The organism is Arthrobacter sp. P4_F10, assembly GCF_056401435.1.
In genome coordinates this window covers 105,402-119,062 of sequence record NZ_JBFUJJ010000005.1, presented here as the reverse complement: position 1 = coordinate 119,062, position 13,661 = coordinate 105,402, and the positions used below count along the sequence as shown (strand labels likewise).

At 68.5% G+C, this 13,661-nt stretch carries 10 protein-coding genes; 5 read left to right on the top strand and 5 right to left on the bottom strand.

Annotated features, from left to right (window positions below; all coding sequences use genetic code 11):
- Positions 1-32: 32 nt before the first annotated feature.
- The 3 genes from radA to AC1DR1_RS07780 all read left to right on the top strand — a co-directional run bounded on the left by radA (position 33) and on the right by AC1DR1_RS07780 (position 4,353).
- Complete coding sequence (radA, locus tag AC1DR1_RS07790) at positions 33-1,406, top strand: DNA repair protein RadA (protein ID WP_229995119.1); 1,374 nt, start codon at positions 33-35, stop codon at positions 1,404-1,406.
- A gap of 138 nt (positions 1,407-1,544) precedes the next feature.
- A complete protein-coding gene (locus AC1DR1_RS07785) occupies positions 1,545-3,701 on the top strand; it encodes a copper-translocating P-type ATPase (RefSeq protein ID WP_229995120.1) in 2,157 nt (718 codons plus the stop codon).
- Between the two features lie 16 nt (positions 3,702-3,717).
- Positions 3,718-4,353, top strand: a complete 636-nt coding sequence (locus tag AC1DR1_RS07780; RefSeq protein WP_229995121.1) for a class I SAM-dependent methyltransferase — start codon at positions 3,718-3,720, stop codon at positions 4,351-4,353.
- A 156-nt stretch (positions 4,354-4,509) separates the two neighbouring features.
- Here the strand turns inward: AC1DR1_RS07780 and AC1DR1_RS07775 are convergent, their stop codons facing one another.
- Entirely contained in the window at positions 4,510-5,739 is a 1,230-nt protein-coding gene (locus AC1DR1_RS07775) for a fatty acid desaturase family protein (protein ID WP_229995122.1), read from the bottom strand.
- Between the two features lie 13 nt (positions 5,740-5,752).
- Positions 5,753-6,835, bottom strand: a complete 1,083-nt coding sequence (locus AC1DR1_RS07770) for a ferredoxin reductase (RefSeq protein WP_229995123.1) — start codon at positions 6,833-6,835, stop codon at positions 5,753-5,755.
- A 97-nt stretch (positions 6,836-6,932) separates the two neighbouring features.
- On the opposite strand from AC1DR1_RS07770, the gene AC1DR1_RS07765 reads away from it, so the two are divergent.
- On the top strand, positions 6,933-8,141 hold the full coding sequence (locus AC1DR1_RS07765; RefSeq protein ID WP_476966056.1) for a PucR-like N-terminal domain-containing protein: 1,209 nt from the start codon (positions 6,933-6,935) through the stop codon (positions 8,139-8,141).
- 100 nt (positions 8,142-8,241) lie between these two features.
- Here the strand turns inward: AC1DR1_RS07765 and AC1DR1_RS07760 are convergent, their stop codons facing one another.
- Both AC1DR1_RS07760 and AC1DR1_RS07755 read right to left on the bottom strand, forming a co-directional pair.
- A complete protein-coding gene (locus tag AC1DR1_RS07760) occupies positions 8,242-9,600 on the bottom strand; it encodes a protein kinase domain-containing protein (protein WP_229994142.1) in 1,359 nt (452 codons plus the stop codon).
- A gap of 176 nt (positions 9,601-9,776) precedes the next feature.
- A complete protein-coding gene (locus tag AC1DR1_RS07755; RefSeq protein WP_229994141.1) occupies positions 9,777-11,390 on the bottom strand; it encodes a peptide chain release factor 3 in 1,614 nt (537 codons plus the stop codon).
- A 332-nt stretch (positions 11,391-11,722) separates the two neighbouring features.
- Here AC1DR1_RS07755 and disA point away from each other — a divergent pair, with 332 nt between their 5' ends.
- Positions 11,723-12,799 (top strand): DNA integrity scanning diadenylate cyclase DisA, encoded by a 1,077-nt coding sequence (gene disA, locus AC1DR1_RS07750; RefSeq protein WP_229994140.1) that lies wholly within the window; start codon positions 11,723-11,725, stop codon positions 12,797-12,799.
- 144 nt (positions 12,800-12,943) lie between these two features.
- Here the strand turns inward: disA and AC1DR1_RS07745 are convergent, their stop codons facing one another.
- On the bottom strand, positions 12,944-13,315 hold the full coding sequence (locus AC1DR1_RS07745; RefSeq protein ID WP_356815750.1) for a hypothetical protein: 372 nt from the start codon (positions 13,313-13,315) through the stop codon (positions 12,944-12,946).
- Positions 13,316-13,661 lie beyond the last annotated feature (346 nt).

Genomic DNA, 13,661 nt, shown 5'->3' with positions numbered 1-13,661 from the left:
TGGTTGTCGCTGGGCCCCGATAGTGTGGACCAATGGCTACGAAGACTTCCCGGGGGCCGAAGGCACCCGGCTACAAATGCGCCGAATGCGGCTGGACTACGGCCAAATGGGTGGGCCGCTGCGGCGAGTGTCAGGCGTGGGGCAGCGTGGAGGAGACCGGCACCGCCGTCGCCCGGACGACGGCGGCCACTACGGTCCTTGAACCGGCCCGCCGGATCGCCGACGTCGACGCCACCACTGCCGCTTTCCTGCCCACCGGGGTGGATGAACTCGACCGCGTGCTCGGCGGCGGGCTGGTGCCCGGCGCCGTCATCCTCCTCGCGGGCGAACCCGGGGTGGGCAAATCCACGCTGCTGCTGGATGTCGCGGCCAAGTTCGCCCGCACGGCGCAGGACGTCCTCTACATCACCGGTGAGGAATCCGCCGCCCAGGTCAAGCTCCGCGCGGACCGGATCGACGCCGTGGCCGAATCCTTGTATCTGTCCGCCGAAACGGACCTCGGGCAGGCCCTGGGGCAGGTGGAGAAGCTGGAACCGCGGCTGCTGGTGGTGGACTCCGTGCAGACCCTCAGCAGCGCCGACGTCGAGGGCAGCGCCGGTGGGGTGTCCCAGGTGCGCGAGGTCGCGGCCTCCCTGATCGCCGCGGCCAAGCGCCGCAACATGACCACGCTGCTGGTCGGGCACGTGACCAAGGACGGCTCCATCGCCGGGCCCCGGCTGCTGGAACACCTCGTGGACGTCGTCTGCCAGTTCGAGGGCGAACGGCACTCGCGGCTGCGGCTGCTGCGCGCCGTCAAGAACCGCTACGGACCTACCGACGACGTCGGTTGCTTCGATTTGAACGAGGACGGCATCGAGGGCCTCGCCGATCCCAGTGGACTGTTCGTTTCACGGACCAAGGAGCCCGTTTCGGGAACCTGCATCACGGTCACGCTGGAGGGCCGCCGCCCGCTGCTGGCCGAGGTGCAGGCGCTGCTCGCCGAGAGCGCCAGCTCCCAGCCGCGCCGCGCCACCAGCGGACTGGACAGCTCGCGCGTGGCCATGCTGCTGGCCGTCCTGCAGCAGCGCGCCGGCTGCCTGCTGCACAAGGACGACTCCTATGTCGCAACGGTCGGCGGGGTCAAGCTCAGCGAACCCGCCACGGACCTCGCCGTGGCCCTGGCGGTGGCTTCCGCCAAGGCCAGGAAGCCGCTCCCCCAGCGGCTGATAGCGTTCGGCGAGGTGGGCCTGGCCGGCGAAGTCCGTCCAGTGCCCGGCATTAATCAGCGCATCCAGGAGGCGCACCGGCTCGGCTTCACCCATGCCGTGGTGCCGGCCAGCCCGAACGGGCACGGCCCGGTTCCCGCGGGCTTTTCGGTCCGCGAGGTCGGCCACCTGGCCGAGGCGCTGGGGCTGCTGATCAGCTGACGCCGCGGAGGCCGCGGCGCGCGGGATGATGCGTGTCATCCAGGTCCGCTGAAACAGATAAGCTCTTGCCAAAGATACCCCCCGGGGGTATCTTTGGCGTAGCCGCAGATGACTGAACTTCCTTCAGGAGCACGCACCATGGAACACCGGCACAGCAGCCCAGGCGCGGACCAGGGCATCCAGAATCAAGGCACGCACCCGACGCCGCACGGTAACCATGCTGCGAAGCCGGGCGCCTCCCCCGCCGCCGTCCCTGCCACCGCAGGCTCCGCCGGGGACGACCACACCGTGCACAGCCACGGCCAACACGCCGGGCACAGCGTCGCCATGTTCAGGGACAGGTTCTGGCTGACGCTGGCCCTGGCCGTGCCGGTGCTCTTCTTCAGCCCCATGTTCGCGGAGCTCCTGGGCTACGCACCTCCCGCCTTTCCCGGCTCTGCCTGGATCCCGCCCGTGTTCGGTACGGTGATCTTCCTTTACGGCGGCCGGCCGTTCCTCAAGGGCGGGCTCAATGAACTGAAGACCCGTAAGCCGGGCATGATGCTGCTGATCGCCATGGCCATCAGCGTCGCCTTCATCGCCTCCTGGGTGACCAGCCTCGGCATCGGCGGTTTCGATCTCGACTTCTGGTGGGAGCTGGCGCTGCTGGTCCCCATCATGCTGCTGGGCCACTGGATCGAGATGCGCGCCCTCGGCTCGGCCCAAGGCGCACTGGACGCCCTGGCGGCGCTGCTGCCCGATGAGGCGGAACGTGTCACGGACGCCGGCTTGGAGACTGTCAGCGTCTCCCAGCTCCGCGCCGGGGACACCATCCTGGTCCGCCCCGGCGGCCGGATGCCGGCCGACGGCACGGTCAGCGACGGCCAGGCCGACTTCGACGAATCGATGATCACCGGCGAATCAAAGACCGTCCTGCGAACACCCGGTGATCCCGTGGTGGCCGGTACCATCGCCACGGACAGTTCCGTGCGGGTCCGGGTGTCAGCCATCGGCGAGGACACCGCCCTGGCCGGGATCCAGCGCCTCGTGGCCGAGGCACAGGCATCCTCCTCCCGGGCCCAGGCCCTCGCCGACCGGGCTGCGGCGTTCCTCTTCTACTTCGCCGCCGGCACCGGCGTCCTGACCTTCATCTTCTGGACCCTGATGGGCAGCGTCACCGACGCCGTCACCCGCACTGTGACCGTGCTCGTGATCGCATGCCCCCACGCGCTGGGGCTTGCCATCCCGCTCGTCATCGCCATCTCCACTGAGCGGGCGGCCCGGGCGGGCGTCCTGATCAAGAACCGGATGGCGCTGGAGCGCATGCGGACAGTCGACGTCGTGCTGTTCGACAAGACCGGAACCCTGACCAGGGGCGAGCCGGAGCTCAAGGAGGTCGCCGCCGCAGGCACGGGCACAGCAGCCGGCCAGGACGCAGTGCTTGGACTCGCGGCCGCCGTGGAGGCGGACAGCGAACATCCGCTGGCCCGCTCGATCGTTGCCGCCGCCCGGGACCGGGGACTAAAGATTCCGACGGCGGACGGGTTCACCTCGCTGACCGGCCGCGGAGTCCGCGCCACGGTCGATGGCCGCACGGTCCAGGTGGGCGGCCCGGCCCTGCTCCGGGAGCTGGGTTTGCAGGAACCGCGGTCTTTGGCCGCCACCACCGGCGCCTGGCTGGAGCGCGGCGCGGCGGTGCTCCACATCGTCGACGGCGGCACAGTCGTGGGCGCTGTCAGCCTCGAGGATGCCGTGCGGCCCGAGTCCCGCCAGGCCGTCCGGGCCCTCCAGGCACGCGGCATCAAGGTGGCCATGGTCACCGGCGACGCCCGCCAGGTGGCGCACGCCGTCGCCGCGGAACTTGCCATCGATGAAGTGTTCGCCGAGGTCCTCCCCGCCGACAAGGACAAGAAGGTGGCGGAACTGCAGGGCCGCGGACTGAAAGTGGCCATGGTGGGCGACGGCGTCAACGACTCCCCCGCACTGGCACGGGCGGAGGTGGGGATCGCGATTGGCGGCGGCACGGATGTGGCAGTGGAATCCGCGGGCGTGGTCCTGGCCGGCAACGATCCGCGGGCCGTGCTGTCGATGCTGGATCTGTCCAAGGCGAGCTACCGGAAGATGTGGCAAAACCTCGTGTGGGCCACCGGATACAACATCATCTCGGTGCCGCTGGCGGCCGGGGTCCTCGCCTTCGCGGGGATCGTCCTCTCCCCCGCCGCGGGCGCCGTGATGATGTCGGCGTCGACCATTGTGGTTGCCCTCAACGCCCAGTTGCTGCGCAGGCTCAAGCTCAACCCGGCCGCTGTCGGCTGACCGCAAGGACGCCCCCATGCCGGAAACCAGCCGCCGCGAGTCATCCTTCGGGAGATCCTATGCCCGCGTGGGTCCGCGGATGGATGCCCGCGGGGCAACGGAGCACCGCCGGCGGCTCGTGGCAGCGGCTCACGGCGTCGTCATCGAAATCGGGGCGGGCTACGGGGCCACCTTCGCGTTTTACCCTTCAGCGGTGACCGGTGTGCTGGCCCTCGAACCGGACCCCACGCTCCGGGGGCTGGCCCTCGCCGCCGCGAGCAAGGCACCGGTGCCTGTCAGGGTGAAAGACGGCGTGGCGGAAGCGCTGCCGGCGGCGGACGCCTCGGTGGACGTCGTCGTCTCCAGTTTGGTGCTGTGCAGCGTGGCGGACCAGTCCGCCGCGCTGGCGGAGGTGGTCAGGGTCCTGCGCCCCGGCGGCTTGCTGCTGTTCTATGAACACGTCCGCTCCGCACACCGCGTCCTGGGCGCCGCCGAAGACCTGGTCACCCCGCTATGGAGCCGGGTGGCAGGCGGCTGCCACCCGAACCGCGACACAGCCGCCGTGATCGCCGGGGCCGGCCTCACCGTGCAGGGCCTCGAGCGCTTTGGCTTTTCGGTCCTCCCCGGCAACCCGCGGCTTGCCCACGTTCTTGGGATGGCGAGCAAGTCCTGAGCCCCCGGCCCGCATACGCCGTTACAACGGAGGGGGCGCACGACAGAGGGGCGCCTGCCGCGATGGCAGACGCCCCTCTGGTCAATCATTTAAACCCGGCATTCAAACCCGGCGTTCAAACCGGGCCGCTGGGCCCTGGAAGTTGGGCCCGGCCGGCTAGGCCTTCTTCGGAGGCAGGGCCAGCTTGAAGACCTTGGCCCACGTGGAACCGACCTGCTTCAGCAGCGGACCCGTGGTGTACGGCAGTCCGTAGCGCTTGCAGATCTCCTGCACCTTCGGTGCCACTTCCGCGTAGCGGTTCGAGGGCAGGTCCGGGAACAGGTGGTGCTCGATCTGGTGCGAGAGGTTGCCGGTCATGAGGTGCATGAACTTGGAGCCGGAGATGTTGGCCGAGCCGATCATCTGGCGCACATACCAGTCGCCGCGGGTCTCGCCTTCCACCATTTCCTCGGTGAAGGTGTCAGTGCCTTCGGGGAAGTGGCCGCAGAAGATCACCGCGTGCGCCCACACGTTGCGGACGGCGTTGGCGGTCAGGGTGCCGTAGAGGGCCTGTTTGCCGGAACCGGTCAGCATGGCGACGGCGGGCGTGGCGGCGTAGTCCTTGGTGAACTGCGTCAGGGCCTTGCGGCCGAGGGCCTTCAGGTCCTTGGTCAGGGCTTCCTTGGATTTCCGGCCCTCTTTGTAGTCCACCAGTTCGAGGTCGTAGATCGCGATGCCCCACTCGAAGACGGGTGCCAGCAGTGCGTTGTAGAGCGGATTGCCCAGGTTGAAGGGCGTCCATTCCTGGTCCGGATCCATCCGCAGCAGGTTGTATCCGATGTCGTTGTCCTTGCCGACCACATTTGTCCAGCGGTGGTGGAGATCGTTGTGGGTGTGCTGCCAGGAGCGTGCGGGGGTGACGAAGTCCCATTCCCACGTGGTGGAGTGGATGTCCGGGTCCCGCATCCAGTCCCACTGGCCGTGCAGGATGTTGTGCCCGAGTTCCATGTTTTCCAGGATCTTGGCGAAGCTCAGCAGTGTGGTGCCGGCGATCCAGGCGGGCTTCTTCTTGCTGACCAGCAGCAGGGCACGGCCGGAGAGCTCCAGGCCGCGCTGGATCTTGATCATCCGCCGGATGTAGGCGGCGTCAGATGCGCCGCGCTTGGCGAGGATGTCGTCCTTGATGGCGTCGAGTTCGCGCCCCAGCTCCGCCACCTGCTCGTCGGAGAGGTGGGCGGCCGCGGGCGGGCGCAGCAACGGGCTGCCGGTCTCGGCCAGGGCGCCGGGCCGCGTCTTCGCGGCCGTTCGCACCTCTGCTGCTGGGGCGCCGGCGGCTGACCCGTCTGTACCGCCTGCGGCGGTGGCGTCGTTGTCGGAAATATCCGGTTTGTTGGAAACAATCGTCATGCGGTGATACTCCTCAGAGGTCGAGGTTAACGGGGCCGGCGGCTGCCGACACGCACGTCTGGATTAGTTGGCCGGGCTCGCCGTGCACTTCGTTCGTGCGAAGGTCACGGACCTGGCCGGCACGCAGCGGGATGAGGCAGCTGTGGCAAATGCCCATGCGGCAGCCGCTGGGCATCAGGATGCCGGCGTCCTCGCCGACATCGAGCAGCGGGGTGTCCCCGTCTGCCTCGACTTCGCGGTCGGAGGCCTCGAAGGTGACCAGTCCGCCGTCGTGCCCGGCACCGCCGGCGAGGCTGGTGCTGAAGCGTTCGATCGTCAGGGTGCCCGCCCGGGCCGCCGCGGCCTGCTGAGCGTCCTCGGCTTCGGCTTCCCACAGCGCCTCGGCGTCGTTGAGGAAGCCTTCCGGGCCGCATGCGTAGGCGGCGCGCTGGCGCCAGTCCGGGCACAGCCGGTCCAGGTCGGCGGCAGAGGTGAAGTCCAGCCGTCCGCGCTCCCCGGTGAACCAGTGCGTGACGCGCAGGTTGGGGAACTGGTCGGCGAGCTCGGCGAGTTCTTCACGGAAGATGGTGTCCGCGGCGGTGCGGGCGGTATGGATCAGGACGACGTCGGAGTCGGGGCGGTGCGGCACGAGGGTGCGGATCATCGACATCACCGGCGTGATTCCGCTGCCGGCTGTGAGCATGAGCAGCGGGCGCGGGTGTTCCGGCAGGACGAAGTCGCCCTGCGGAGGCGCCAGGAACAGGACGTCGCCCGGTTTGGTGCCGCGCACGAGGGCCCCGGAGACGGCGCCCATGTCGGTAACGGTGATTGCCGGATCCTGTCCGGCGGGGGCGCTGAGCGAATAGGACCGCCAGTGGCGGACGCCGTCGAGCTCGACGCCAATACGGGCCCACTGGCCGGCAAGATGCGCTTGCCAGCCGCGGCCGGGACGGAAGAAAATGGTGGCGGAATCGGCCGTTTCTGGAACCACCTTGGTAACCACGCCGCGCAATTGGCGGGCGGAAAACACAGGATTGAACAGCGACAGAATGTCTTCTGGAGCTAGGGGGGTGGTCAGTAGAGATGCGGCGCGCGCCAGCTTACGGAGCCGGATCATTCACCAAGCTTATGTCAGATTGGGCCATACTTCTTCACCCAAGGCATACGATCGACTCGAGAAAACTATCCCGCCGCAACAACTCATCGGATTGTCCATGAACGCATCCCCTGCCAGGGAGCCCGCCGGCCCCGCCCCCGCCTACGATCCGCCATGGCTGGCCCTGCCGCGGGAGGTCAGCGACATGCTGCGTCCCAGGATGCCCGGCATCGTCGAGGCGATCATCGAGGCCGTCCCCCAGCTCGTTCCGGCGTACGCCAGGCCGATTGAGGGGCGCTTCGGCAGGGGCCTGAGAAGGGGCGTGGCCGCGGCGCTGGACCGGTTCCTGCAACTGCCCGGGACCCGGCTGCCGGCGTTGTCCGAGGAAAGCCGGGAGCTGGTGGCCGGGCTGGGCAGCGGCGAGTTCCGGCAGGGGCGGAGCATGGACGCGCTCCTGAGCGCCTACCGGATGGGTGCCCGCGTGACCTTCCGGGAAATGTCCAAGGTTTCCGTGGAACACCACCTGGGCCAGGGCGTCGTGGTGGATCTGGGCGAATCGATCCTCGCGTACATCGATGAGCTGTCGGCGGTCAGCGCCGAGGCCTACGCCTTTGAACAATCCGAACGCGCCGGAGCGGTGGACCGGCGACGCACAGAACTGCTGGACCTGCTCCTGCTCGGCCAGGCCGACGAGGCGGCCCTGCGCCAGACGGCGGCGATGGCGGACTGGTCCCTGCCCCAGCGCATGGCGGTGGTGACGCTTCCGCTGGACCGGGCAGCCGGGCTGCGGCTGCGCCTCGGTCCAGGCACCCTAGTGATTGAGCGCGAGACCGACGTCGTGGCCCTGGTTCCGGCGCGGAAATCGCAGTCCGCCCGGGAGGACCTGGACCGTGCCCTGAAGGGGCGCGGCGCCTCCGTGGGGCCGTCCGGCGGCTGGGAGAGGGTTCCGGATTCACTGCGGCTGGCCGTGCTGGCGGCCGCGGCGCTGCCTCCGCGCGAAGGGCCGGACGATCCCCCGATCTGGGCCGACGAGCATTTGGCGCAGGTGATTCTCGGAGCGGAGCCCTCGGCAATCACCGAACTGGCCACCCGGCGGCTCGCGCCGCTCGAAGGGCTCCGGCCCGCGCAACGCGAGCGGCTCGCCGAAACGCTGCTCTCCTGGCTGCGGCACTGGGGCCAGCGGGCACCTGTGGCCGCCGAGCTCGGGATCCACCCGCAGACCGTGGGCTACCGGGCCGCGCAGCTGCGCGAGCTCTTCGGCGACGCCCTCGAGGATCCAACGGCGCGCTTCGAACTCGAACTGGCCCTGCACGCCGGCCGGCGGTAGGCGGCCGGGCGAGGCCGGCGTTCGACGTCGGCACCGACTTCGGGGGCCGGCGGCGGGCAGCAGCGGCCGGCGAGGCCGGCGCCCGGCGGCGGGCCCCGGATTACCCGGCGAGCGCCCGCCGGCTGTGGAGCCGCAGCTCCAGGTCGTGCATCACGAGCGCCGCCAGGTCCTCCAGCGCAGCGGTGTCCTCATCGCTGAAGTCTCGGGGCTCACGGTCCAGGATGCACAAGGTGCCCAGGTTGTAGCCGTCCGGAGTGCGCAACGGCACCCCTGCATAGAACTGCAGGCCGAACTCGCCGGCCACGAGAGGGTTGGACAGCGTCCGGGGATCGTTGATGGCGTCCCGGACAATCCAGGCATCCCCTTGCAGGACGGCGGAGGCGCACAACCCGGGGTCCCGGCCGATCTCGGTAACGTCCGTGCCGTGGTGGGACTTGAACCAGATCCGGTCATGGTCCACAACACTGACAATTGCCACGGGCACCGAGAACATGCGTGCGGCCAGCGCCGCGATCCGGTCGAAGGCGCCATCCGCGGGAGTGTCGAGGATCCCGTACCGCCCGACCGCCTGCATCCGCCCGTCTTCGTCGGTCAGCAGCGCGGCCGCTTCCCTGCGGTGGCGACCCGCGCCATTGATGACTTCCTGGCGCAGGGCCAGGGACACTTCCCGGGCCGGCGGGCGGGCCGCCGGATCCCTGTCCAGCATGGAGGTCAGCAGGACCGACCACAGGGGCGCCAGCTCTTCGGGGATGTGCGGGTCCTGGAGCAGCCGGGCCAGGGCGGACTGGACCGGCGCGCCGGGGTACGCCATTTTCCCGGTCAGGCCTTCCAGCAGGACCAGCCCCAGCGAATAGACATCGCTGGCAGGGCCGGCCGGTTCACCGGCGGCCTGTTCGGGGCTGAGGTAGGCCGGGGTGCCGGAGCTGTCGTCGGGGTCGCCGCAGTGGCCCTCGCGGACGGTGATGGCCACGCCGAAGTCGCTGAGTTTGGCGCGTGGACGCCGGTCCTCGGCGCTGTAGTCCACCAGCAGGATGTTGGCCGGTTTGACGTCCCGGTGGATGATGCCGTGGTGGTGGATGTGCGCCAGTCCGTCGGCGAGATCGTGCCCGATCAGCGCCATGTGGGCCGCCGAAAGCGGGCCCTCGGCCGAGCGGCGCCGGAGGTCGGGGCCGCGGACGAGTTCCATCACCAGATAGCTGAGCCGGCGGCTCGGGTCACTCAGGTCGGTCCCGGCGTCGAACAGTGTCACGAGGGCGTGGTGGGCCATCCCTGCCAGGATCCGCACTTCCTCGCTTTGCCTGCGGGTCCGTTCCTCGTCCACAGTGCCGTCGCGGAAAAGTTTGACCGCCACTTCGCGTCCCAGGACCTCGTCCGTGGCACGGTACACACTCGATTGGCTGCCCCGGCCAATGAGTTCTTCGATCCGGTAGCGCCCGCTGAGCAGGAAACCGGGGTCCATGGTTGTCAAAAGGTCTACGTGGTCCCTCTAATGGGGCCGCCGCTGGAATCGGGCGGATCAGTCCAAAGCCGGAAAACTGATCCCGGCACCCGCATCATAAGCAAGCTTACTTATGATAGCGCGGAAACCGGATTTCGGAAGACGTCCGGGCGGTCTTCCGGCCCGGCGTCCTGCCGCTATTTCGCGGGGTTGTGGGTCCCGATCGGCACCAGGGTGAGGTCAGGGTGGTTCTTTTCGATCCGGCGCAGGGCCCAGACGTCGTTGAACAGGGCCAGATATTCCCCGTCAGAGCGCAACAGGACTTCGGCGCCGGGGACGTTGGCCAGCGCCGGCATGGCGTCGGCGGTCGAGATCCGGGCCATGGAATACGGGAGTCGTTCCAGCCGCATCGGGGCGCTGAAGTCGTGTGCCATGCGGTCTTCGACGACTTCGAACTGCATGGGGCCGACGGCGGCAAGGACGGGCGCCTGGTCGCCGCGGATATCGGAGCGGAGCACCTGGATAACGCCCTCGTGCTCGAGTTGTTCGATGCCGCGGCGGAACTGCTTGAACCGGCTAGGGTCCTTGGAGCGCGCCACCTGGAAGTGCTCCGGGGCGAACAGCGGGATCGCCGGGAACTCCACCGGCTGGTCCAGGAACAGGCTGTCCCCCACCCGGAGGGAGGAGGCGTTGACGAGGCCAACCACATCGCCCGGGAATGCCTCGTCGATCACCTCGCGTTCGCGGCCGAAGACCTGCTGGGCGTATTTGGTGGCGAAGGATTTCCCTGTCCGGCTCTGGGTGACCACCATGCCGCGCTCAAACATGCCGGAGCAGACCCGGATGAAGGCAACGTGGTCCCGGTGGGCCTTGTTCATGCCGGCCTGGACCTTGAAGACGAATCCGGCGAACGGGGCATCGACCGGGCGGGGCTCGCCTTCGACGTCGGGCCGCGGGGCAGCGGGCGGCGCAAAGTCGACGAGGGCGTCGAGGATTTCCTTTACGCCGAAGTTCAGCGCGGCCGAGCTGAAGAGGATCGGCGTCGCCTTGCCGGCATGGAAGGCCTGGACGTCGAACGCCAGGTTGGATTCGATGACCAGCCCGGCCTCGTCCACGGCGTTGGACCAGTCCTCGCCCTGGCTGGCCGCGGCCTCGTCCGGGGTGAAGTATTCGGTGAGGGCGATGTTGGCGCCGGAGTTGTTCCGCTTGAACTGCGCGAAGCGGTCGTTGCGCAGGTCCCAGACGCCCCGGAAGTCGCCGGAGATGCCCACGGCCCAGGTCAGCGGCATGGGCTGCAGTCCGGTGCGCTCGGTGATCTCGTCCATGAGGGCCAGGGCGTCCAGGCCGGGCCGGTCCCACTTGTTGATGACCGTGATGATGGGCAGGTTCCGCTGCTTGCAGACCTCGAAGAGCTTCATGGTCTGGGTTTCCAGGCCCTTCGCGGCGTCGACCAGCATGACGGCGCAGTCCACGGCTGCGAGCACGCGGTAGGTGTCCTCGGAGAAGTCCGCGTGGCCCGGGGTGTCCAGGAGGTTGATGACGGTGTCCCGGTAGCCGAACTGCAGGGCGGCGGAGCTGATGGAGATGCCGCGGTCCTTTTCCATCTGCATCCAGTCCGAGACCGTTTCCTTGCGGTTGGCCTTGCCGCTGGAGGCGCCGGCCGTGCCGATCACCTTTGCGTGCAGCGCAAGGGCCTCCGTCAGGGTGGATTTGCCGGCGTCGGGGTGCGAAATGACCGCGAAAGTCCGGCGCCGGGCCGCCTGCTTGTGAATCTCCTGGACTCGGGCGGGGCTGAGGACTTCTTGAGACACGATGCTACTTTCGCTGCGGCTGTGGACGGGTCACGGCGCGGAGAGCCCGCGGTACACCCAAGGACTCAAGTTTATCGCAGGCCGCGGACCGCGCACGAAGCGGCGGCCATTCAGCGCCAAAATGCCTTCGCGGACGGGACCCGGGACAGCCGTTCCGGGGGCTTCCGGCGGCATGCCGCAATGGACCACTTTAAGGCTTGCCTGTGCGGAAGTTGCGGTACTTTGCCCCTATCATGGGGAGAGCGGGGAACTGAGTACTTTTGATCCTGCCGGGGGACCCTGGAAACCGGCGCACTTGCAGGCTCTCGCCTGCACCTTTGAAGGGGAAATCTATGGCTCGGAGCCCTGAAGATGCGCTCAAGGCGACTCTGGCCAGGGTGGCACCGGGCACAGCCCTCCGCGACGGCCTGGAACGCATCCTCCGCGGACGGACCGGCGCGCTGATCGTGCTGGGCATCGACAGGACCATCGAGTCCATCTGTTCGGGCGGCTTCGAGATCGGCATCGACTTCTCCCCCACCCGGCTGCGGGAACTGGCGAAGATGGACGGTGCCATTGTCTGCGACAAGGATGCCAGCAACATCCTGCGCGCGGCGGTCCAGCTCGTCCCGGACTCGAGCATCGAAACGCAGGAATCGGGCACCAGGCACCGGACCGCGGAACGAGTGGCCATCCAGACGGGTGTCCCGGTCATCTCAGTCAGCCAGTCAATGCAGATCATCGCCCTGTACGTGCACGGACTACGCCACGTCCTGGAGGGCTCCGAGAAAGTCCTGGCCCGCGCCAACCAGGCCCTGGCAACCCTGGAACGCTACCGCTCGCGCCTGGACCAGGTGACCAGCTCGCTCTCCGCCCTGGAAATCGAGGCCATGGTGACGGTCCGCGACGTCGCGGTCACGCTTCAGCGCCAGGAAATGGTGCGCAGGATCTCCGAGGAAATCTCCCAGTACGTCCTGGAACTGGGCGAGGACGGCCGCCTGCTCTCCCTGCAGCTGGACGAGCTCACCGTGGGCCGCGGCCCGGGCAGCGACGTCATCATCCGCGACTACTCCGGCCCGGCCGCAACGGCGGAGGACATCGACGACGCGGTCAAAGCCCTTGTCAGCCTGGGCCCAACCGAGCTGATTGACCTCGGCAAGATCGCCGGGATCGTCGGCTTCGCCGGCGGCGAGGCCAACCTCGACGCCGTCGTCCAGCCGCGCGGCTACCGGCTGCTCTCCGGCCTTAAGGCCGTGCCGAAGGCAGTCGCCGACCGGCTCGTCGACCACTTTGGCGGCCTGCAGTTCCTGATGGCGGCAACGATCGATGACCTCATGACCGTGGACGGGATCGGTGACCAGCGCGCCAGGACCGTCAGGGAAGGCCTGAGCCGCATGGCCGAGGCCAGCCTGCTGGACCGGTTCCTCTAACCCCCTCCAACACCCGTCGGGTGCTCCCCGCCGGCCCCCTCGCCTCGCAAGCTCGGCCAGGGAACCCTGCCGGCGTGGGCCCAGATGCCCTTTTGATCGCCCAAAAGGGCACCTACCGACGGGGGTTAGCGGGGCTGACTGGGGTTAGTTGAGTTGGAACACGGCCTTGGGGCTGGTCTTGTTCGCCAGCCGGGCGGTGAAGACATAGTAGGCGCCGCCGGCACCGGGCTCGGCCTCGACGGGTTCGCAGCCCTGCACCGTGCGGTTGCGCTGCCACGGGAAGTTGGCGGTCTCGCTCTTGCCCGGCGCAATGGTCTTCGTCAGGTCCGTGCTCTCCGCCTGACAGTCCTTGGAAGAGAAAATCCGGTCCGAGCCGCTGGTGATCATGTATTCCATCTGGGAAGTGCCGATGTTGACCTCGCACGGCACTTTGTTGTTGTTAGTCACCTTGAGGCTCAGCAGCGGCTTCTCCCCCGCGGCATAGACCTGCTTGTCGGTGGCAGCTGTGACTATCACCAGGTTCTGCTCGCAGCCATCGCCCGATGATGCGGCGGGTGACGCCGAAGGATCCCTGGACGCCTTGGGGCTACCGGACGCGGACGCGGCCGGCAGGCTCGCCGGCGCCGCTGCGGACGGCTGGTCGCCAGAAGACTGGCCGCCGCTCATGGCACTCGAGACCGCGACGAAGCCACCGAAGACCACGGCGATGACGAGCAGCAGGACCAGGCCAGCAAACAGCCGGCGACGGCGGTATACCGGGCGGAGTGGTGGCCGTCCGGTTTTCCGCCCGGATTGTCCTGGGGGCGAACCTTTCGTCCTCGAACCGCCCGTTCCTGAATTGCCTTGCCTGACCATTCTTCTA